The sequence below is a fragment of the Sphingomonas sp. genome, from assembly GCF_041661885.1.
In the GTDB taxonomy this organism is placed as follows: Bacteria; Pseudomonadota; Alphaproteobacteria; order Sphingomonadales; family Sphingomonadaceae; genus Sphingomonas.
In genome coordinates, this window is sequence record NZ_JBAZTL010000001.1 from 404,437 (window position 1) to 425,833 (window position 21,397).

The 21,397-nt window shown below is 64.7% G+C and carries 23 protein-coding genes; 15 read left to right on the forward strand and 8 right to left on the reverse strand.

What is annotated here, in order from left to right:
• Positions 1-68: 68 nt before the first annotated feature.
• From WC704_RS02045 to WC704_RS02105, 13 genes are all read left to right on the forward strand, one after another.
• A complete protein-coding gene (locus WC704_RS02045) occupies positions 69-998 on the forward strand; it encodes a LysR family transcriptional regulator (protein ID WP_372888315.1) in 930 nt (309 codons plus the stop codon).
• Between the two features lie 186 nt (positions 999-1,184).
• Complete coding sequence (locus WC704_RS02050) at positions 1,185-1,604, forward strand: DoxX family protein (RefSeq protein WP_372888316.1); 420 nt, start codon at positions 1,185-1,187, stop codon at positions 1,602-1,604.
• A 128-nt stretch (positions 1,605-1,732) separates the two neighbouring features.
• A complete protein-coding gene (locus WC704_RS02055) occupies positions 1,733-1,855 on the forward strand; it encodes a hypothetical protein (RefSeq protein ID WP_372888317.1) in 123 nt (40 codons plus the stop codon).
• An 8-nt stretch (positions 1,856-1,863) separates the two neighbouring features.
• Complete coding sequence (locus WC704_RS02060; protein WP_372888318.1) at positions 1,864-2,451, forward strand: NADPH-dependent FMN reductase; 588 nt, start codon at positions 1,864-1,866, stop codon at positions 2,449-2,451.
• 209 nt (positions 2,452-2,660) lie between these two features.
• The gene (locus WC704_RS02065; protein WP_372888319.1) at positions 2,661-3,548 is read left to right on the forward strand and encodes an ABC transporter substrate-binding protein; all 888 of its coding nucleotides are present in this window, start codon (positions 2,661-2,663) and stop codon (positions 3,546-3,548) included.
• Positions 3,545-4,528 (forward strand): FecCD family ABC transporter permease, encoded by a 984-nt coding sequence (locus WC704_RS02070; protein ID WP_372888320.1) that lies wholly within the window; start codon positions 3,545-3,547, stop codon positions 4,526-4,528. Before WC704_RS02065 ends, WC704_RS02070 begins: the two co-directional genes overlap by 4 nt.
• Entirely contained in the window at positions 4,525-5,298 is a 774-nt protein-coding gene (locus tag WC704_RS02075; RefSeq protein WP_372888321.1) for an ABC transporter ATP-binding protein, read from the forward strand. The genes WC704_RS02070 and WC704_RS02075 overlap by 4 nt, the downstream gene beginning before the upstream one ends.
• Before the next feature lie 247 nt (positions 5,299-5,545).
• Complete coding sequence (locus WC704_RS02080; RefSeq protein WP_372888322.1) at positions 5,546-5,989, forward strand: GNAT family acetyltransferase; 444 nt, start codon at positions 5,546-5,548, stop codon at positions 5,987-5,989.
• Between the two features lie 107 nt (positions 5,990-6,096).
• The gene (locus tag WC704_RS02085; protein ID WP_372888323.1) at positions 6,097-6,459 is read left to right on the forward strand and encodes an arsenate reductase; all 363 of its coding nucleotides are present in this window, start codon (positions 6,097-6,099) and stop codon (positions 6,457-6,459) included.
• A gap of 13 nt (positions 6,460-6,472) precedes the next feature.
• Positions 6,473-6,754 (forward strand): DUF427 domain-containing protein, encoded by a 282-nt coding sequence (locus WC704_RS02090; protein WP_372888324.1) that lies wholly within the window; start codon positions 6,473-6,475, stop codon positions 6,752-6,754.
• Between the two features lie 46 nt (positions 6,755-6,800).
• The gene (panB, locus tag WC704_RS02095; RefSeq protein WP_372888325.1) at positions 6,801-7,661 is read left to right on the forward strand and encodes a 3-methyl-2-oxobutanoate hydroxymethyltransferase; all 861 of its coding nucleotides are present in this window, start codon (positions 6,801-6,803) and stop codon (positions 7,659-7,661) included.
• A 108-nt stretch (positions 7,662-7,769) separates the two neighbouring features.
• The gene (locus WC704_RS02100; RefSeq protein ID WP_372888709.1) at positions 7,770-8,465 is read left to right on the forward strand and encodes a tetratricopeptide repeat protein; all 696 of its coding nucleotides are present in this window, start codon (positions 7,770-7,772) and stop codon (positions 8,463-8,465) included.
• Complete coding sequence (locus tag WC704_RS02105) at positions 8,462-9,829, forward strand: PQQ-binding-like beta-propeller repeat protein (RefSeq protein WP_372888326.1); 1,368 nt, start codon at positions 8,462-8,464, stop codon at positions 9,827-9,829. Before WC704_RS02100 ends, WC704_RS02105 begins: the two co-directional genes overlap by 4 nt.
• Positions 9,830-9,869: 40 nt before the next feature.
• Here the strand turns inward: WC704_RS02105 and WC704_RS02110 are convergent, their stop codons facing one another.
• From WC704_RS02110 to WC704_RS02125, 4 genes are all read right to left on the reverse strand, one after another.
• Entirely contained in the window at positions 9,870-10,421 is a 552-nt protein-coding gene (locus tag WC704_RS02110) for a hypothetical protein (protein WP_372888327.1), read from the reverse strand.
• Positions 10,422-10,624: 203 nt separating this feature from the next.
• Positions 10,625-10,930, reverse strand: a complete 306-nt coding sequence (locus tag WC704_RS02115) for a hypothetical protein (RefSeq protein WP_372888328.1) — start codon at positions 10,928-10,930, stop codon at positions 10,625-10,627.
• A gap of 57 nt (positions 10,931-10,987) precedes the next feature.
• Entirely contained in the window at positions 10,988-11,767 is a 780-nt protein-coding gene (locus WC704_RS02120) for a transglutaminase family protein (protein ID WP_372888329.1), read from the reverse strand.
• Positions 11,768-11,854: 87 nt separating this feature from the next.
• Complete coding sequence (locus tag WC704_RS02125) at positions 11,855-12,598, reverse strand: Bax inhibitor-1/YccA family protein (RefSeq protein ID WP_372888330.1); 744 nt, start codon at positions 12,596-12,598, stop codon at positions 11,855-11,857.
• Between the two features lie 495 nt (positions 12,599-13,093).
• Here WC704_RS02125 and WC704_RS02130 point away from each other — a divergent pair, with 495 nt between their 5' ends.
• On the forward strand, positions 13,094-14,656 hold the full coding sequence (locus tag WC704_RS02130; protein WP_372888331.1) for a spinster family MFS transporter: 1,563 nt from the start codon (positions 13,094-13,096) through the stop codon (positions 14,654-14,656).
• Between the two features lie 11 nt (positions 14,657-14,667).
• Here the strand turns inward: WC704_RS02130 and WC704_RS02135 are convergent, their stop codons facing one another.
• The 4 genes from WC704_RS02135 to WC704_RS02150 form a co-directional block, all read right to left on the reverse strand.
• Positions 14,668-15,207 (reverse strand): superoxide dismutase family protein, encoded by a 540-nt coding sequence (locus WC704_RS02135; RefSeq protein ID WP_372888332.1) that lies wholly within the window; start codon positions 15,205-15,207, stop codon positions 14,668-14,670.
• Positions 15,208-15,305: 98 nt separating this feature from the next.
• A complete protein-coding gene (locus WC704_RS02140; protein WP_372888333.1) occupies positions 15,306-16,685 on the reverse strand; it encodes a DUF1501 domain-containing protein in 1,380 nt (459 codons plus the stop codon).
• Between the two features lie 10 nt (positions 16,686-16,695).
• Positions 16,696-17,715 carry a DUF1800 family protein gene (locus WC704_RS02145; RefSeq protein ID WP_372888334.1) on the reverse strand — a complete coding sequence of 340 codons (1,020 nt, stop codon included), beginning with the start codon at positions 17,713-17,715 and terminating at the stop codon, positions 16,696-16,698.
• The gene (locus tag WC704_RS02150; protein ID WP_372888335.1) at positions 17,715-18,317 is read right to left on the reverse strand and encodes a DUF1800 family protein; all 603 of its coding nucleotides are present in this window, start codon (positions 18,315-18,317) and stop codon (positions 17,715-17,717) included. Before WC704_RS02150 ends, WC704_RS02145 begins: the two co-directional genes overlap by 1 nt.
• Before the next feature lie 407 nt (positions 18,318-18,724).
• Between WC704_RS02150 and acnA the strand changes: the two genes are divergently transcribed.
• Positions 18,725-21,397 carry an aconitate hydratase AcnA gene (gene acnA, locus WC704_RS02155; protein ID WP_372888336.1) on the forward strand — a complete coding sequence of 891 codons (2,673 nt, stop codon included), beginning with the start codon at positions 18,725-18,727 and terminating at the stop codon, positions 21,395-21,397.

Genomic DNA, 21,397 nt, shown 5'->3' on the forward strand with positions numbered 1-21,397 from the left:
GGATATAGAGCGGCTCGACTTCGCTGCTCAGTCGGATAAAACATATCGAAACGTTCGAGAAAGTTGATATGCACAATCCCGGTACGCCGACCCTCGATCAGCTTCGCGTGTTTCTGGCGGTGGTCGATACCGGCAGCTTTGCCGCCGCCGGGCGCAAGCTCAACCGCGCAGTGTCGGTCATCAGCTACGGCATCGCCAACCTTGAGGCGCAATTAGGCGTGCTGCTGTTCGACCGCGAGGGCACGCGCAAGCCCAAGCTGACCGAGGCGGGGCGGGCGGTGCTCGCCGAGGTGCGCCATGTGGCGCAGGGCATCGATGGGCTGCGCGCCAAGGTGAAGGGGCTGCTCGACGGGCTGGAGGCGGAGGTGCATCTCGCGGTGGACGTGATGCTGCCCGCGCAGCGGCTGGGCAAGGTGCTGCGCGCCTTCGCGGCGGCCTACCCCACGGTCACGCTGCGCCTGCATGTTGAGGCGCTGGGCGCGGTGGTCGCTTTGGTGCAGGAGGCGCAAGCGGTGGTCGGCATTTCCGGGCCGCTCGCCACCGGGCGTGTGGGGATCGAATCGGTGACGGCGGGATCGGTGCAGATGGTGCCCGTCGCCGCGCCCGACCATCCGCTCGCGCGGATGATGCCGATCCCGCCCGGCGCAGGGCGCGATTTCGTGCAACTCGTGCTGACCGATCGCTCGCCCTTGACCGAGGGGCGCGACTTTGCGGTGATGAGCCCGCGCACCTGGCGGCTGGCCGATCTCGGCGCGAAACACGCGTTGCTGCGCGAGGGGATCGGCTGGGGCAACATGCCGCTGTCGCTGATCGCGGGGGATCTGGTGGCGGGGACGTTGGTGCGGCTCTCCATGCCCGAACAGCCGGGCGGTATTTATCGCTTCTCCGGCATCTGGCGGCGCGACGTGCCGCCCGGCCCGGCGGCATCCTGGTTGCTCGACCAATTCGTCACGCAGGGCCGCGAGGATGCGGAGGTTCCAGGCGTTCCCGACGTGTGAGCATGTGCCGTCCTTGCGCAGCCATGATGCGACCAACACCAATCGAGCACGACATTCGCAAGGCGTGAGTCTTTGTTCGATATTTTAGAACGTTTTCTGCAAAATTATCCGGGTTTTCGCATAAGCGTGGTTGAACCATCTTGGCGACGACGGCGGGGGAGTGCCCCGCTCGACCGGAGACACATCATGACTTCTCTTCCCTTGCCGACGACCGCCCCCGTTTCGACCAGCGTCGCCGCGTTGCCGCTGATCGGCCGCACCGCGATTGCCGCGATCTTCGTCCTGAGCGGTTTGTCCAAGCTCGCCGCCCCTGCGGCGACGATCGGCTATATTCAGTCGGTCGGCTTGCCCGTGCCGCAAATGGGCTTTGCGATCGCGCTGATTGTTGAACTGCTCGGCGGCGTGGCGCTTATCCTCGGTTATCGCACCCGGCTGGTTGCTTCGGTGCTGGCGGTGTTCTCGATCGCGACCGCGCTCACCTTTCACAGCGCGCTGGGCGACCAGAACCAGTTCATCCATTTCTTCAAAAACATTGCCATTGCCGGTGGTCTGCTCAACGTCGTCGCGCTGGGTGGCGGTGCCTGGAGCCTCGACGCCCGTCGTTGAACGACGATCCTTCGCAGGCGGACAAGGACCGGACGGGGCAACCTGTCCGGTCTTTTCGTACGCCGATGTTGCATCCATCCAGGATCGTCGCGCATTGTGCGGCTATGGTTGCCGCGAAAGGAACCTCGATGCCCGACCCGAACCCCACGCCCGATGCGCCTGCCGAGGATCATGAGGAAGACCTGATCGACGAAGGGCTGGAGGAAAGCTTTCCCGCCAGCGATCCCCCCGCCGTGCCGCGCTTCGATTGAGCGTGGCCATGCAGAAACTGCTCGTCCTCTACGGTTCCTACCGGTCCGACCGCATGGGCATCCGCCTTGCCGACTATCTCGTCCGGCGTTTTCAGGCACGCGGCGTCGATGCCGAATTGATCGACGCCAAGGCGATTGGCCTGCCGATGCTCGATCGCATGTATAAGGAATATGCGCCCGGCGAGGCACCACCCGCGATGGAGACGCTGGCGGGCAAGATCCGCGCTGCCGACGCCTTTCTGTTCGTCACCGGCGAATATAATTGGGGCGTGCAGCCGGGGTTGAAGAACCTGACCGACCATTTCCTGGAGGAATGGTTCTGGCGGCCCGCCGCGATCGCCAGCTATTCGGCGGGGCGCTTGTCCGGGGTGCGCGCGGCACAAGCCTGGCATCCGACCTTGGCGGAAATGGGGATGGTGGTGGTGTCGAGCACCATTTCGGTCGGCCCGATCGGCGCGACGCTCGACGCCGACGCGCAACCGATCGGGGGTGGCGGCGCGGCGCTGGAGCGCGGGTTCGACCGCTTCGCCGATGATTTGAGCTGGTGGGCGGATGCGGCGGCGCGGCAGCGCGCGGTGGTGGCACCGCCCTATTGAGGTCGCCTCGCTCGCTTGCGTGAAACGGCGTGTGCGCTAGAGCGAGCCTCCACGAAGGCACTTCCCCGGCGAAGGCCGGGGCCCAGTCGGGAAGGTGGTGGTGGCGCGCGCTGTGCCCGCTTTCTGGCCGCCCACGACTGGGCCCCGGCCTTCGCCGGGGAAGTGCCTTCGTGGAGGTGCTTGAGTGTGAACGGGAGGTGGGGCGCTTGATGACGAAGGGCGGTTTGAAGGCGTGGCCGGGTTCATCGCCGCTCGCCCCCTCGCGCCGCGCGGTCGTCACCGGCCTGTGTGCCGCAACGCTGTGCGCCGCTGCACCTGCGTCGGCACGCCCGCAACGCATCGTCTCGCTCAACCCCTGCCTCGATGTCATCCTCGTGCAATTGGTCGATCGTCGCCGCATCGCCGCGCTCAGCCATTGGGCAAGCGAGGCCAATGGCTCGACCATCGCGTCCCTCGCGCGCACGCTGCCCAAAACCTATGAGAGCGCCGAGGAAGTGATCGCGCTCGCACCCGATCTGGTGCTGGGCGCAAAGCTGATGCCGGTGGCGACGCGGCAGGCGCTGGCGCGCGGTGGCTTGAACACCGCCTTGTTCGATGTGCCGGAAACCATCGCCGCCAGCATCGCGCAAGTCCGCGACGTGGCGCGCGCGGTCGGTGAAAGCGCGCGCGGCGAACGCATCGTCGCGCGGATCGAGGCCGCGCTCCGCGCCGCCGCGCCGCCACGGGGTACGGCACCCGTCTCGGCGCTGGTGTTTATGGGCGGCGGTTTCGCCTCGGGGCGGGGGACGCTGATGGACGAACTGATGCGCCGCGCGGGGCTCAGCAACGCGATCACGCGCTATGGCTTCACCCAGTCGCGCAACGTCCCACTCGAAGTGCTGGTCGCCGATCCGCCGCAATTGCTGCTGTCGGGCGAAACGAGCGCGGGCGCGCCCGGTTGGGCGCAGCGCGTGACGCAGCATCCAGCGCTCGCGCATGTCGCCAACCGAATGCAGCGCGCGGTGTTCCCGCAGCGCTTGCTCAACTGCGGCGGCCCGGTGATGATCCAGACGCTCGCCACGCTCGTCCGCGCGCGCCAAAGCGTGACCGGCGCATGATCCTGCGGCGGATCGCGCTTTATGCGGGCTTGTTGGCGTTGCTCGCCTTGCTGTCGGCGCTGAGCCTGATCGCCGGGCGGGTGTGGGTGCCGCTGTCGGCCTGGCACCTCGCCAGCAGCGATCCGCGCTGGGCGATCATCGCCGATCTGCGGGTGCCGCGCACCATCCTTGGCATCCTGATCGGCGCTGCGCTCGGTCTCTCCGGCGCGGTGCTGCAGGGCTATACGCGCAATCCGCTGGCCGATCCCGGCGTGCTCGGCGTGTCGGCGATGGCGGCGCTGGGCGCGGTGCTGACGCTCTATTATGGCGCGACGCTCGCCAGCATCTGGGTGCTGCCCGGCGCGGCGATGCTCGGCGCGTTGATCGGCGTGGCGCTGCTGCTTTTGCTCTCGGGCAGCCGGTCGAGCCTCGTCACCTTCGTGCTGGCGGGCGCGATCCTCAATATCGTGGCGAGTGCTGGCATCTCGCTCGCGCTCAGCCTCGCGCCGAGCCCGTGGGCGGTGGGCGAGATCGTCGACTGGCTGATGGGATCGCTGCAGGATCGCAGCGTCGATGAAGTGCGGCTGGCCGCCCCCTTCATCCTGGCAGGTGCCGCGCTGCTGCTGACGACGGGCCGCGCACTCGATGCGCTGACGCTGGGCGAGGCAGGCGCTCGCTCGCTCGGCATTTCGCTTAGGCAGACACGCTGGACGCTGGCGCTGGGCGTGGGGCTTGCCACCGGCGCGGCGGTGGCGGTGAGCGGGGTAATCGGCTTTGTCGGGCTGGTGGTGCCGCATGTGCTGCGCCCGCTGGTCGGCGCGCGGCCGGGGGCATTGCTCGCCCCCAGCGCGCTCGGCGGCGCGGTGCTGGTGCTGGCGGCGGATATCCTTGTGCGCGTGACGCCGGCGGCGGGTGAAGTGAAGCTCGGCGTGGCGATGGCGGCGTTGGGCGGGCCGTTCTTCCTGGCGCTGTTGCTCACGCTCCGGCGGAGGATCGCATGAGCGTGCTGTCGTGCCAGGATGTGCGCGTGACGCTGGGCGGGCGCGGCGTGCTGGCGGGCATCGACCTGACGCTCGCGGCGGGACAGGTGACCGCGATCGTCGGGCCGAATGGCGCGGGCAAATCGACCTTGCTCGCTTGCCTCGCCGGGCTGCGCACGCCCGACAGCGGCGCGGCGCATCTCGACGACCGGCCCGTCACCGCCATGCCGCCGCGCGCGCTCGCCCAGCGGCTCGCCTTTCTGCCGCAGACGCCGGAAATCGCCTGGGCGGTCGATGCGCGGACTTTGGTTGGGCTTGGGCGCATCCCGTTCCTCGGCGCGCGCGGCGGCGGCAGTGCCGATGCGGCGGCGGTGGCGCAGGCGATGGAGCTGGCCGGGGTCAGCGACTTTGCAGGCCGCGTGGTGACGAGCCTGTCGGGCGGCGAACGCGCCCGCGTGCTCATCGCCCGCGCACTCGCGGGGGAGCCCGAATGGCTGCTGGCCGATGAGCCACTGTCGGGGCTCGATCCGGCGCATCAGCTCGATGTGGCGGGGCTGTTCCGCGTGATGGCGCTGGCCGGGGCGGGGGTGGTGGTGACGCTGCACGATCTGACGATGGCGCTGCGCCTCGCCGACCGCGTGGTGGTGCTGGCGGCGGGCGCGGTGCTGGCCGACGGTGCGCCGGTCGATGCGCTGACGCCTGCTGTGTTGCGCACCGCTTATGGGATCGAAGCGCGGATGCTGGCGGGCGCGCAAGGGCCGATCATCGATGTGGTGCGCCGGGCTGGGTGAGGAGCGTCGCCTGTGCTTCTCCATCCGTTCGTGCTGAGCCTGTCGAAGCACCGCCAGCCATAATGACGGTCTGCGCGTGGGGTGAGGACCCTTCGACAGGCTCAGGGCGAACGGGGAGGGGAGTGTCACACAGGGGGGATTGCGCCCGACCGTTCGCGCCGCCCCCACCCGTTCGTGCTGAGCTTGTCGAAGCACCCCTCTCAGCGCGCGCCACGGCCCAATGCTTGACGCAGCGCCGGCACCGCGCATGAACGTCGATATGACACCCGAAATCGAACCCGCAACCGCCGCCGATGCCCCCGCCGTCATTGCCTTGTGGCACGCGTGCGGCCTTACCCGCCCGTGGAACGACCCTGCCACCGACTTTGCGCTCGCGCTTGGCGGTGCAGTGTCGACGGTGCTGGTCGCACGCGGGGAGGGCGGCGTCACCGGCAGCGTGATGGTCGGCTTCGACGGCCATCGCGGCTGGATCTATTATCTCGCGGTCGCCCCCGCAGCGCGCCGCTCCGGCCTCGGTCGCGCGCTGATGACGGCGGCGGAACGCTGGCTGCGCGCGCATGGCGCGCCCAAGCTGCAATTGATGGTCCGCGGCGACAATACCGATGCGCTCGGCTTTTACGAAACGCTCGGGCTGGCGCGGCAGGATGTCGTGGTGCTGGGGCGGTTTCTGGCGGATGGCGATGAGGCGTAGTCAGGCCGGTGTGGCCGCGCCTGATAACATTACACACGCCAAATTGGGCTGCCATTCGCTGTATCGTTCGCTAAGACGGCCTTCTTTAATATGGCGTTGAGAAAACCATGTCTGTTCGTGTTTACGGAATCCCCAATTGCGACACGGTCAAGAAGGCGCGGACCTGGCTCGCCGAGCATGGCGTGGACTATGCGTTTCACGATTATAAGAAGCAGGGCGTCGATGCGGTGGCCCTGCGGCGCTGGGTCGATCGGCTCGGCTGGGAGGTGGTGCTCAACCGTGCGGGCCAGACCTTCCGCGCGCTGCCCGAGGGCGACAAGACCGATCTCGATGCCGAGAAGGCGATCGCGATCATGCTCGCCAAGCCCTCGGCGATCAAACGCCCGATTCTGGAATCGGGCTCCGAAAAGGACGGGGTGCTGCTGGCAGGGTTCAAGCCCGATACCTATCTAGCGGCTCTGAGGCCTTAAAGGAGCGACCGCCATGCCGACTGCACGCTGGAACGGGGCGGTGATCGCCCGGTCCGAGGATACCGTCGTGGTCGAGGGCAACCATTATTTCCCCGCCGACAGCATCGTCGCCGACTATTTCGAAGCCAGCGACACGCACTCCTTTTGCCCGTGGAAGGGCGAGGCGAGCTACAAGTCGCTGGTCGTCGATGGCAAGTGCAACGCCGATGCGGCGTGGTTCTACCTCGACCCCAAGCCCAAGGCGGCGGAGATCAAGGATCGCATCGCCTTCTGGAAGGGCGTTACGGTCGAATAAGGGGCGGGCCTAGCCCGGCGCATCCGAAGCGGCTATTCGGGCGTGCATGTCCACAACCTTCACCCTCGACACCGCGACCAGTCGCGCCAACCCGACCCCCGCGCCGATGAAACGCCTCACTGTGCCGTCGATCCGCGCACGCAAGGGGGGCGAGCCGTTGGTGATGCTGACCGCCTACACCGTGCGCACCGCGCAATTGCTCGATCCGCATTGCGACATGCTGCTGGTGGGGGACAGTTTGGGGCAAGTGGTGTACGGCCTGCCCTCCACCGTACCGGTCACGCTGGAGATGATGGCGGCACATGGCGCGGCGGTGGTACGCGGCAGCTATCATGCGGTGGTGGTGGTCGACATGCCGTTCGGCAGCTACGAAGCTTCTCCTGAAAAGGCGTTCGAAAGTGCGGCGTGGCTGCTCAAGCAGACCGGCGCTGCGGCGGTAAAGCTCGAAGGTGGCCGCGCGATGGCACCTACGGTCAAGTTCCTGTCCGAACGCGGCATTCCGGTGATGGGCCATGTCGGGCTCACCCCGCAGGCGGTCAACACGCTTGGCGGCTATGGTGCGCGCGGGCGGACGCAGGAGGAGGCGTCGAAAATCATCGACGATGGCCAGGCGATTGCCGCAGCAGGGGCCTTTGCGCTGGTGATCGAAGGCGTGGTTGAACCGATCGCGATTGAGCTGACCCGTACGATCGATTGCCCGACCATCGGCATCGGCGCCTCGGCGCAGTGCGATGGGCAAGTGCTGGTGGCAGAAGATATGCTCGGCCTGTTCGATCGCACCGCGCGGTTCGTGAAGAAATTCGACGATCTCGCAGGCCGTATTTCCGCCGCGGTTGAAACCTATGCGGCGGATGTCCGCTCGCGCGCCTTCCCCGGTGCCGGGCAGATCTACGCCCCGAAGGACTGATGCCGCGCAGGAGTTTCGCCCGATTTTTTGAGCGCTTTTGTTTGTGCTCCGGCGCGGCTAAGGTCCGCGCCTTTCCCGCCCTGATCCGATGGAGTTTCCCCCTTGGCTGTGCCGCCGAATACCGATGCCGCATTCCTGCGCGAAGTCGACGAGGAACTGCGCCGCGACCAACTCGCCAAGGCGGCGAAACGCTACGGTGCCGTTGTCGCCGGGCTGGTGCTGCTTGTGGTGCTTGGTTTTGGCGGGTGGTTGATCTGGCAGTGGCATGAGCAGTCGGTCGCGGGCGAACAGGGCGAGTTGCTGTCCAAGGCCTTTGAAGACATGGGCGGCGCCAAGCCCGAATCGGCTAATGCCAAGCTTGCCACGCTGGCCGCATCCAACATCGGCGGCTATCGCGCGCTGGCGCTGATGAGCCAGGCCGACCTGCTGTTGAAGAAGCAGGATACGCGCGGTGCCGCCGCAAAATTTGCGCAAGTCGCGGGCGATGCCTCGATTGGCCAGCCGCTTCGCGATTTGGCCTTGGTTCGTCAGACCACCGCCGAGTTTGACACGCTGAAGCCCGAAGTGGTGATTGCACGGCTGCGCGGCATCGCGGTCAAGGGCAATCCGTGGTTCGGGAGTGCCGGCGAACTGGTCGCCATTTCGTATTTGCGCCAAAATCGTCGTGATTTGGCGGGCGTGCTCTATAGCCAGATCGCGCGTGAGCCCGACATGGCAGAGACGCTGCGGCCACGCGCGGTTCAGATGGCGGGCGTATTGGGTGTGGATGCTGCCACCGAGGCTAAGGAACAGAAATCGCAATGAAGATGACCAACCGCTTTCTCGTCGTGGCTGTGACCGCCGTCGCGCTCAGCGGCTGCGCTTCGCTGAAGAGCAAGAAGAAGACGCCGGTCCTTGGCCAACGCATCGCGATTTTGGCTGGTGAGCGCGACGTGCTTGCCGACAAGACGATCGCGGGCGTCGAGGTGCTTGTACCGCCCGCCACCACCAATGACAGTTGGGCCCAGCCCGGCGGAAGCGCGGCCAAGTCACTCGGCCAGTTGAGCCTGGGGACGTCGTTGTCGCGCGTGTGGAGCGCGTCGATCAATGGTGGCAGCAACCGGCAACGGCTGGGTGCTGCCCCGGTCATTGCCGATGGACGCGTTTATGCGATCGACGTGGATGCGATGATCCACGCCTTTTCGGCCACCACGGGTGCCGCGGTTTGGACGACCAACATCGCCAAGACCGACAAGAGCAAGATCGACAAGAAAACGCGTGGCGCGCGCTTTGGCGGCGGTGTCAGCTTTGACGATGGCAAGGTGTTTGCGACCGATGGTTTGGGCGACGTCGTCGCGCTCGAAGCCGCCACGGGCAAGGTGTTGTGGCATGTCAAGCCGGGCGCACCGCTGCGCGGCGCGCCGACCGTCGCCAATGGCCAGGTGTATATCCTGAGCCAGGACAACCAGCTTTACGCTTTGTCGCAGGCCGATGGCACGGTGGTGTGGAGCCAGTCGGGATCGATCGAAACGCAGGGTGTGTTCGGCGTTGCGGCACCGGCGGTAAGCCAGGGCACCGTCGTCGCCGGTTTCTCCTCGGGCGAACTCAACGCCTATCGGTACGAAAACGGTCGTACGCTGTGGCAGGATGCGCTGTCGCGTTCGACCATTTCGACCTCGGTGTCGTCGCTTGCCGATATCGATGCCGATCCGGTCATTGACCGTGGAGCGGTGTTTGCGGTTGGGCAGGGTGGCCGCATGGTCGCGCTCGAAATCGTGTCGGGCCAGCGCATGTGGGAACAGAATTTCGCCGGCATCTCCACGCCGTGGGTCGCCGGGGAATGGGTGTTCCTGGTCACCGACGATGCGCGCCTGGTGTGCCTGGCGCGCGCCACAGGCAAGGTCCGCTGGATCAGCCAATTGCGCCACTTCAAGAGTGAGAAGATCAAGAAGGACGGCACGATCAAGGACGGCAAAAAGGCCAATCCGATCACCTGGTTCGGCCCGGTTCTGGCTGGCGGGCGGCTGGTGTTGACCAACTCGCTGGGGCAGATCGTTTCCGCTTCGGTCGAAAATGGCAAGGTCGGTACGGTGATTGAAGCGAAAGCGCCCTTCACCTTGCCGCCGGTCGTCGCCGACAACACGCTGTATGTGCTCGACCAGAAGGGCCGCGTAACCGCCTATAAGTGATCGATGTTGCGGCGCGGTCCACCAAGGACCGCGCCGGTCATCAATTCGGAAGTGCGGTGGATTCGACCTTCTCAACCCATTTCGGAAAGAAGGCGGGCTGGCGGTTGGACCAGCCCGACGCCGTTGCGGCGGCTTCGCTGATCGACTGCAGCAATTTGCGCCGCAAATCGGGATGCAGGTGCGGCAGCGCCGCCGCAGCGCAGAAAGCGGCGGGAAGCCACGGACGAATGCCCGCCCCGACCAGGCGTTCATACAGGAAGCGATAGGCGGAAAAGGTCGTCAGCCGACCCTGGCCAAGATCGAATGCCGTGATCGTCACCAATGGAGCGAACAGCGGTTCGACCGAATCCAGCCCACTATCGTCGGGTATCATGGCCCGGATGTCGGGCAGGCGGGCGTAAATACGCACCTGGGCACGAATGCTGGCAGCCTCGACCACGTCGCGCGACCAGCGCGCCATTGCGTCGTCACGGTCAAGCCCGATATCGAGCGACCGCCGCACATAGCGCTGCGTCGCCGACGAGAAGCCCGCAAACTCTTTCATTTCCGCCAATGTCATGGCGCCATTGGCCGGCTTCATACGAGAACCCATTACATCACCCCGCGCTCAAAGTGCAGTTGGGCGATCATGCGCTTGGTGGCTTACCCTATGGTTAACGCGCGATCGTCCAATAGTAGCAAGCGACCACAGATTTTGCTGCAACGCAACATCATGCGCGGTGAATTTTGCGGCGTGATGGAATATTTCGAAGGGTGCGGCGATCGCGCAACATGACGCGATCGCCGGACGTGGTACTATTTACGATTGGCGGTGATCGCAGCCTCGGCATCCTGGTCATACCCGGATGATTTGGGCGGTTTCGTGCTGTCGCCCGGTTGCGTCGCCGCGGGCGGATCGGACGCGTCCATCGATTCATCGAGCGCATTGTCCAGAACCGCGTCCGGGCTTGTCGGGTCTCGCTCCAGCCGCTTGGCGATCGATTCGTCCTGTCCTGCGTTTTGGCGCGGGTGGTGGATTTGTTCATTCTCTTCGGGGCTGCCGGGGGTGACCGACTGGCTGTCGAGCGCCATTTCGTCGATCGGCTTGGTATCCTGCGACATCATTGCTCTCCTGGCTGTAGCGACCATAGAACGAGCAAAGCGCGTACAGTGTTCCGTTTAGGGGAGGCGGGTGACGCTGACGCGCTGCTGGTTCAGCGTGGCGCTGCCGAATACGGTCATGAAAGCGATATCGGTGGCATCACGCCCGACGGCCACGCGCACGAGTTCCGCGCTGGACGCCATGTGCGTGGCGTCGATCAAGTGCCAATCGCCGTCGATCCACAATTCGGCCACGGCATGGAAATCGGGCGGATCAACGCCTGGTGCATAGGCCGATACACAGCGTGCGGGGATGCCGCCTGCGCGCGCGAGTGCGACCAGCAGATGAGCATAATCGCGGCACACGCCGCGCCGCTCGGCAAAGGTCATCAACGCGGTCGTGGTGCCGCTGGAGGTGCCGCTGGCATAAGTGAGGTGGTTTGCCACCCAGTCGACCAGCGCGCTGGCCAGCGGTCCCGCTGCCATCCCCCCAAACTTCTGTTCGACAAAACCTTCGAGGCGATCGGACTCGCAATAGCGGCTGGGTAACAAATACGGGATTGTTTCGGGCGGCATCGAGCGGATCGGGGTGTTGCCCAGCTTCGCAAAATCATGGGCTTGGCGCTGGATTTCGACGGTCGCGCGATATTCGGCGTGGATGGATCCTTCGCCGCGTGCCCAGCATCGCTGGCCGATACCGTCTTCGCCTGGCACCGCGCGCAAGGGCGAGTTGCTCCAGACTTTCAGGTCTTGCAGCAAGAGTATTTGGTCGGCGCCCTTGGCGGCTTCGATCAGCAACAGCACATCGGCTGTACCGTCGATCGCATAGTCCAGCATCACATCGATCGAGAGGCGCATCGTCGTCCTTTGGACAAAAGAAAGGGCCCGATAGAGATTCTATCGGGCCCAGACCGGAAAGATCCGGTGTGTAGCGTCTCGTGCCGATCAGTTGCGGTTGCCGAAAATCCGCAGGATGAACAGGAACATGTTGATGAAGTCGAGATAGAGGTTGAGTGCCGACATGATGACCATGCGCGGTTCGTCTTCCGTCCCGGCGACATGGGCATAGATGCTCTTGGTCCGTTGCGTGTCATAGGCGGTGAGGCCAGCGAACAACAGAACGCCGACGAAGCTGATTACCAGCGTGAGCGGACCGGACTGGAAGAACAGGTTGAGCAGGCTTGCAACGATCAAGCCGACCAAGCCCATAATCAGGAACGTGCCGAACGCCGACAGGTCGCGCTTGGTGGTGTAGCCGTACAGGCTGAGACCCGCGAACGCCGCCGAGGTTGCAAAGAAAGCCTGCGCAACCGAGCTGCCGGTATAACGCAGAAACACCGTCGACAACGACAGGCCCATCGCGACCGCGAAGCCCCAGAACATCGCCTGCAGCGTGCCCGGCGCCATGCGTGCGGCGCCAAAGCTCATGCCGAAGACGAAGCCCAACGGGGCGAGCGTGATGATCCAGGCGAGCGGACCGCCCCCGCCGAGGATGTGCGCGGCGGGCGAATCGAGCCCGCCCCACGAAAAGAACATCGCGACAAGGCCAGTCAGCAAAATGCCCGAGAGCATATAGTTGTAAACCGAGAGCATATAACTGCGCAGCCCGGCATCGAACGTCGCCGTGCCGACGGACCCTGCCGCCGGGAACGCCGAGGCATTCGGACGGGGATCAGACCAGTTTGCCATTGCGAAAAGCTCCTAAAGACCGGCCGAGTGCCGGTTACCCCTTAATATCGGCGTGATTGAACCGGTTTTCAAGCGAATCCGCTTTCTGTCGGATGCTCGCTCGCCGGGCAAAAAAGAATGTCGGTTGATGCAGTGGTTGACATGACATCGTTTTCACTGGTCAATTTGGCACGCTTACGGCACTGCAGCATACGTTTGCGATTGGCAAAAAGGGAGCAACCGATGACGGTGGTGGTGGTTGCAATCGTTATAATAGGCGGGGCCGTGGCCGTGTACGCCTCTGTGAGACGTCGCAAGCGGGCGCGTTCGCGCGGGCGCAAGCAGTATTTTTCGGTCGATCTGACCCAATCCACTCCACCGACGCCAATGGACCCGCGAGCCTGAAGGGGAGGGGGCTGAACCGAACGGCGATGCGGCGGTAAAATCGCTTTCGTAATTTCGGTATGCTCTGCTAGGCTCGGTGCCAGAGCAGAAACTGCCGAGAGGATTGATCGAATGGCGACCCCTTTGGGCACCGCGCCGCCGCGTGCTTCTGCTTATGCATGGTACGTTTTAGGGGTTCTGTTCCTCGTATATGTGCTCAACTTCGTCGACCGGCAGATCATTTCGATCCTCGCCGAGGACATTAAGCGCGATCTGCATTTGAAAGATGAGGATCTCGGTTTCCTTTATGGCACCGCGTTCGGGGTGTTCTATTCGCTGTTCGGAATCCCGCTTGGTCGGCTCGCCGACAATTGGCACCGGGTACGGTTAATGACGGCGGGCCTGGTGCTGTGGTCGAGCATGACCGCGCTTTCCGGCTTTGCGCGCTCCGGTGGGATGCTGGTCGGTGCGCGGATCGGGGTGGGTATCGGGGAAGCGACGGCAAGTCCGTCGGCTTATTCCCTGATTTCGGACTATTTCCCTAAAAAGCTGCGGGCGACCGCGCTCGCGATTTATTCGTCCGGCCTGTATGTTGGCGGTGGAATTTCGCTCAGCATTGCGGGCCTGGTCGTGCATCGCTGGAACATGGCCTATCCGAACGGTGGGCCGCTGGGCCTGCATGGATGGCAGGCGGCGTTCATTGCCGTCGGGCTGCCGGGATTGTTGATTGCGCTGTTGGTCGCGACACTGCGCGAGCCCGTTCGGGGTGCAGTGGAAGGCCTGCCCGCACCCGAGCGGCATCCGGCACCGTTCCGCGCCCTTCTGGCGGATCTGCTCACGATCGTGCCGCCCTTCACGCTGATTGGCGCGGCGCGCGGCGGGGTTCGGGCGTTGGCAGTCAACCTTCTTGCACTTGGTGTGGTGGCGGGGGCAGTCGCGCTGTTGCGCCATTTTGGCGAACCGTGGCCGCAATGGACCGCAGTCGGGCTGGGGGCTTATGCGGTGTTTTCCTGGGCCAGCGCGCTGAAACGCCGTGATTTGCCGACCTATACGCTCGTAATCGCCAATCCGGCGTTTCTCTGCGTCGTCGTGGCTTATGGCCTGAATGCGTTTGTCAGCTACGGCGTCAGCTTGTGGGCGGCACCCTATGCGATGCGCACGCTGGGGGTGACGATCCAGCAGGCGGGCGGATGGATTGGTGGGACGCTGGCCTTTGGTGGTTTTGTCGGGGTGACGGTCGGCGGTATTGTCGCGGACCGGCTGCGGCGGCGCTTTGCGGCGGGGCGGATCATGGTCATCCTGTTCGGCGCGATCGTGCCTTTGCCGTTCATCGTCATCGCGTTTCGCAGTGGTGACGTGTCGGTGTTCGTCTCGTCGTTACTGGTGGCGGCGACCTGCGCGAGCACGGCGCTGGGCGCTGCCGGGGCAACAATGCAGGATCTCGTGCTGCCGCGGATGCGCGGCACCGCGACGGGCGCTTTCTTCATTGGCACGACGTTGCTCGGCCTTGCGATGGGGCCATACATCGCCGGGCGCGTCTCGACCGTCTCGGGCAGCCTCACCACCGGCGTGCTTTCGCTGCTGCTCACCGCGCCGGTCACGATCGCGGCGGCCATCGCAGCCTATCGCCTGGTGCCGCGTGCCGAGGCCAATCGCGAGGCGCGGGCGCGTGCTGCCGGGGAAACGATCGCCTGAACGCGCCGGGCTCAGCCCGCGCCGAACACCCCGCAGGCGATCCGCGCCCCGCTATTGCCCGACGGATCGGTCATCAGATCGTCGGGCTTGGCATGGACGACGATGGCGGCACCATCGGTGTCGAGCAGCGCCGCCATTGTCGCGCCGGGCAGCAGGATGCCGATCGTCCCGCGCCCACCAGCGCTGACGATGAGATTGGGCAGATCGCCCCCATGCGGGCCTTGCGGGTTCATCGACCCGTGTTTGGTGCCAGCCGGGTTCCAATGGCCACCGGCACTCGCAAAATCGGGCGCATCGCAGCGTCCGACGGTGTGGACATGCGCGCCGTGCGTGCCAGGGGTGAGATCGTGTAGGTCGAGGGTTAGCCGCAGGCCGCCCGTCACCTCGGTTGCGGTCGCGCGGCCGACATCGGCGCCATCCGGCGTGCGGATTTGCGCAACCGCGTGCGCGCCCTCCGCCACTGGCGCGCCGACCGCAACCGTCTTTTGTGTGTCGCAGCCGGTGAGGCCCAACGTCGTCAATGCGGTTGCCGCGATCACGAATGTGCGCATGGGAATCTCCTATTGCCGCCGCGCCGTTGCTGCGCGCTCCTCACCCAACGCGCAAGCGGTGCCTTGTGTTCGTCCTCTGGTCAACGCTTCGGCATCCGTCAAACGAAGCCCAGGTTCCAGGTCGAGGCATTGTAATTGCCGATATTGGGCAACACCGTGCGCATGTCGGTGGCGGAAACGCCGAACCAATTGGCGAGCGTCGCGGCATATTGGTCGACCGCGATCGTCGGTAACAGGCGACCCTGGCCGACATCGTCGGGTGTGCCGTTGCCGATCGCAGGCGGGGTCCCATAAAAGCGCTGGCCGCGCACCGCATCGCCCATCACGAAGTGCATACTGCCCCAGCCATGATCGGACCCGTCGTCATTCGACTGGAGGGTTCGCCCGAAATCGGAAGCGGTGAAGGTGGTGACCTTGTCGGCAACGCCCATCGCGACCGTGGTATCGTAAAAGGCGCGCATCGCATTGGCGAGCAGCGCGGTCTGGGTTGGATGGTTGGCGACCAGCGCGTCGTGCATGTCCCATCCGCCGAGCGACACGAAGAACACTTGCCGCCGCGCGCCCAGTTGTGATGACACCGAAATGAGCCGCGCGACGATCTTGAGCTGATCGGCAAGGCTGTTGGGCGTGGGAAAAAGCGGGAAATTGGCGGCAGGCGCGCTGGCGAGCGCGGTGTTGACCTGGGCATAGGTGTCGAGCGCGCGCTTGCTGATCTTGGCGTGCTCGTCCTGGAAAATGTTGGTTTGCGATGCGGCGATCAGCGTGCGCAGTGTGCTCGCGCCCGTGCTCGACCCGAACAGCGTCGAGGCGTTGTTCAACAAGGCGATCGGGCCGCCGGTGCCAACCGCATATTGGATCGCGGTCTTGCCGGTCAGGAACACGGTATTGCCGGTGGCGTTGATGCAGGTCAGCGTGGCCGATCCGTTGCCGCTCTGGAACAGGTCGCCGATCCGTCCGCCCCAGCCCGAGGTGGCGCCTTCGGGACTGGAGGCCTGCCAATAGCTTTGCTGGTCATTGTGGCTGAACAGCTTGGGCGGCAGCGGAACCGAGTTGGCGCTATATTGCGCCTTGGTCGTCGGCTGGACCAGCGTGCCGACATTCAGCGCGACCGCCATCTTCCCCGCGTTGAACAGCGGCAGCAGCGGCGACAGCGTCGGAGCCAGCGCATATTGCCTGCCGCCGGCCAGCGCGGTCGCAGGGTTCAGCACGGTTGCCGCGAGTGCCGCGCGATCGAGCGCGATGTTGCTGCGCGCGGCCTGATAGAGCGCATGGCTCGCCTGGTCATAGGGCGGCAGCGTGTTGGCGTAATCGTTGCCGCCATACAGGAACACGCAGACCAGCGCCTTGTAATCGCTGGTAACCGCCGCCGCCGCTTCGCCGATCGCGGCAAGGCTGGTGACGAACGGCATCGCGCTGCCCGCCAGACCGAGCGCGGCGGAGCGTTTGAGGAAGGCGCGGCGGGATTGGTCGCTGGTCATGACGCGATCCTCACTTGAAGGTCAGATAATCGGGTGAGGCCATTGTCAGCAAAATCGCGGTCATCACGCGGTTGCTGGGTCCGCTTGCCCCGGTATTGGCGATACTGTCGACCGCCGCCTTGATCGCCGCGACGGTGGCGCTGCTCAATTGCCCGTTCGCGAGCACGAGGTTGATTTCGTCGATCAACGCCTGGCTGTCCGCCGCGAGCGTCAGGATCGTGGTATAATCGGCCTTGAAGTCGCCGGTGCCGTTGGCGATCAGTGCCTGCATGTAATTGATATAGGCGACAACGCTCAGTTCATTGGTGATCTGGAATTCCGGCGCGACCAGCCCGGCATTGGCGATGGCGGTGTTGGGCGGCGCATAGCCCGGACGAAAGAAATTGAAGACCGTTGCGCTGTGTCCAATCGATTGCGCGAGCCGGGAACTGGAACTCGATGTGTCCCCAATCGCCCACGCATTGGAGGGCGATGTTGCCGAAAAGGCGCGTGCCCAGCCGACCAGCCGGGCCACCGGTTCGCGCAACTTGCCCGCTGTGGTGCTGGTGAGTGCAGCGGTATCGCGCGCTTCGGTATCGAGCAGAATCGCGCGGATGACCGCCTTCATATCGCCGCGTACCCCGGCACCGTTATTGGCAAATACCGCGGATACGCGCCCGATATAGGCTGGCGAGGGGTTGGAGGTCACCAGCCGCTGGATCAACTGTTTGGAGATGAAGGGCGGCACGTTAGGGTGCGCGAAAATCGCATCGAGCGCGAGGTTGATCGCGGCCATCCCTTCGGTTCCGGCGGGGATCGTCGTGCCGAGGAAGGTCGAGGCGCCGCTTTCGTGCTGCGACGCCGTCATCACCAGCGGTACGCGGTAGCGATCCGGCGTGGTGCTGACCGAGGATGCTAGGTTGAGCCCCGTAAACACCCGCGCCAACCCGGATACATCCGTCGGGCCATAGGTTTCGAGCGGCGTGCCCGCGTTGGTCTTGATCGATCCGTCGGGGTTGAGCTGATACAGGCCGAGCGTGAACAATTGCATCAGTTCGCGCGCATAATTCTCGTCTGGCTGCGCGCCCGTGGTGGGATTGGCCTTCCGGTTGCAAGGAAGGTCAGGAAGGTCGCCATCGCGGCGTTGGTGGTGATGGTGCCCATCAGTGTGCGGAAATTGCCGAAGGCATTGTCGAGCAGCAGGTCGAAATAGGCGGCACCCGCAAACTGCCTCCAGTTGAGGTTGAGGCCGTCGACCCCGATCACCAGCATCTCGGACAAGGCGATGCCGACGCGTTGGCGCAATTGATCCGGCTCGACAATCATTTGCCGCCAGATCGTCTGGTCGAAGCCCGACAGCGCATTGATGAAGCTTGCGGCCGAATAGCCATTGGCGACCAGCCAGTCCCAATGGCTGGTCGTGCGCGGCAAGGCGAATTGCTGGCTTATCCAGCCATCATAGCTGAGCGCCTGTACATTCGCGATTTCCGCTTTGGTCGCGCCCAGCGTTGCCTGGCCGAGGAACCGGCTGGCAGCCGCCGCGGCAATCGGTGTGGGCGTGGAAGGCGAGGGGGTCGGGGAACCGCCGGTCGCCCCGCCGCCGCCGCCATCGCCGCATCCCGCCAGCGTCAGCGTCGCCGCGAGTGCTGCCATCGAAGTGCTCGAAAGCGCGGCAGCCTTGGTGATTTCGGGCGGATTATCGGATGGAGGTGCGTGATCGCCTATGACGAGAAAATCCTCTGTCACACCTTTACCCCACTCTCGATCCAGGCACACCGATGTGCTTGTTTCGCACACGAGTCCCTACCAGCAAAATAGGGGTGGGGCCATGATTCATCATAAGACCATTCGGCACGCCAGATGGCGCACCGTCGTTGATTCGCGGTACGTGTTGTGCCCTTTTCGCCCGTGATATCGGCCTCGCGCCCTTTCCCAAGCTTCCCCTCGCTGCTATCGCCCCATTCGACTCTTGCATTCGCCCATATAGGGCGCGCCCGCGCGGCTTTTCGCCGCCTCCCCGCCGCGCCCCGTTAGGCCCCATAGGGAAGGACCCGCTGCATATGACCGCCATTGGCCAGGATACCCTCGGCACTCGCACCACGCTCGACGTGAACGGTACGCAGTATGATTATTTCAGCCTCGCGACCGCTGCGGCGAAACTAGGCGACATCAGCCGCTTGCCCTTCTCGATGAAGGTGCTGCTCGAAAACCTGCTGCGCTTCGAAGACGGCGTCACCGTCACCACTGAAGACCTGCAGGCGATCATCGACTGGCAGCAGGAACGCAAGTCCGACCGCGAAGTCCAGTATCGCCCGGCGCGCGTGCTGATGCAGGATTTCACCGGCGTTCCGTGCGTCGTCGATCTCGCGGCGATGCGCGATGCGATCACCAAGCTTGGTGGGGATGCGGCGAAGATCAACCCGCTGGTGCCGGTGCATCTGGTGATCGATCACTCGGTGATGGTCGACGAATTCGGCACGCCCAAGGCGTTCGAGGATAACGTCGAGCTCGAATATCAGCGCAATAACGAGCGCTATGAGTTCCTGAAATGGGGTTCCAAGGCGCTTGATAACTTCAAGGTCGTACCCCCCGGCACCGGCATCTGCCACCAGGTGAATTTGGAAAACATCGCGCAGGCGGTGTGGTCGTCGGTCTCGCCCGACGGCAAGACGATCGCTTATCCCGACACTTGCGTTGGCACCGACAGCCACACGACGATGGTCAACGGCCTCGGCGTGCTCGGTTGGGGCGTTGGCGGGATCGAGGCGGAAGCCGCGATGCTCGGCCAGCCTGTTTCGATGCTGATTCCGGAAGTCGTCGGCTTCAAGCTCCACGGCGGCCTCGCCGAGGGCATCACCGCGACCGATCTCGTGCTCACCGTAACGCAGATGCTGCGTGCCAAGGGTGTGGTCGGTCGTTTCGTCGAATTTTATGGCCCCGGCCTCGATGCGTTGTCGCTCGCCGATCGCGCGACGATCGCCAACATGGCACCGGAATATGGCGCGACTTGCGGCTTCTTCCCGGTCGATGACGCGACGCTCACCTATCTGCGCCTGACCGGCCGCAGCGATGAACAGATCGCGCTGGTAGAGGCCTATGCCAAGGCGCAGGGCATGTGGCGTCTGGCCGACGCGCCCGACCCGGTGTTTACCGACACGCTCGAACTCGACATGTCGAGCGTCGTGCCGTCGCTCGCCGGCCCCAAGCGCCCGCAGGACAAGGTTATCCTCACCGAGGTCGATGATACCTTCAACGCCGATCTCGCCAAGGTCTACAGCCACGCCACCGCCAAGCGCGTTCCGGTCGAAGGCCGTGACCATGACATCGGCGATGGCGACGTGGTGATCGCCGCGATTACGAGCTGCACCAACACCTCCAACCCGTCGGTGCTGGTCGCCGCCGGTCTGGTCGCGCGCAAGGCGAATGCCTTCGGTCTCAAGCCCAAGCCGTGGGTGAAGACCTCGCTGGCACCTGGCTCGCAGGTCGTGACCGACTATCTCGACAAGGCTGGCTTGACCGAGGACCTCAACGCGGTCGGCTTCAACCTCGTCGGCTATGGCTGCACCACCTGCATCGGCAATTCGGGCCCGCTCGCCGCGCCGATTTCGGCGGCGATCAACGGCAATGACATCGTCGCTGCCTCGGTGCTGTCGGGCAACCGCAACTTCGAGGGTCGCGTTTCGCCCGACGTGCGCGCCAACTTCCTCGCCTCGCCGCCGCTGGTCGTGGCCTATGCGCTCAAGGGCACGGTGACCGAGGACTTCACCACCACCCCGATCGGCCAGGCGACCGACGGCACCGACGTTTACCTCAAGGACATCTGGCCGACCAACGCCGAAGTCCGCGAAGTGATGGACGCCAACATCGATCGTGGCATGTTCCAGTCGCGCTATGCCAGCGTGTTCCTTGGCGACAAGAAGTGGCAGGCGATCGACGTGGTTGGTTCGGACACCTATGCGTGGCCGCCCGCCTCGACCTACATCGCCAACCCGCCGTATTTCGAGGGCATGTCGATGACCCCGGCACCGGTGCAGGACATTGTCGAGGCGCGTCCGCTCGCGATCCTGGGCGACTCGATCACCACCGACCACATTTCGCCGGCAGGGTCGATCAAGGCTGATAGCCCCGCTGGTGCATGGCTGATGGAGCGTCAGGTCGCGCGTGCCGACTTCAACTCCTATGGCGCACGTCGCGGCAACGACAATGTCATGGTGCGCGGCACCTTCGCCAACATCCGCATCAAGAACGAGATGGTCCCGGGCATCGAGGGCGGCATGTCCTCGTACAAGGGCGAGACGATGCCGATCTATGACGCGGCGATGCGCTTCAAGGCCGACGGCGTTCCGTTGATCGTCATCGCGGGCAAGGAATATGGCACCGGCTCGTCGCGCGACTGGGCGGCGAAGGGCACCAATCTGCTCGGCGTGCGTGTCGTCATTACCGAGAGCTTCGAGCGCATCCACCGCTCGAACCTGGTCGGCATGGGCGTGCTGCCGTTGCAGTTCGCCGAAGGTGTCGATCGCAAGACCCTGAAGCTCGACGGTTCGGAAAGCTTCACCATCATGAAGGTCGCCGGAATCCGCCCGCGCCAGGATGTTGAAGTCGTGATGACTCGCGCCGACGGCACGGTTGAAACCTTCCTGACGCGCTGCCGCATCGATACCGTCAACGAGCTGGAATATTTCCTCAACGGCGGCATCCTGCAGTACGTGCTGCGCAAGCTCGCGGCGTAA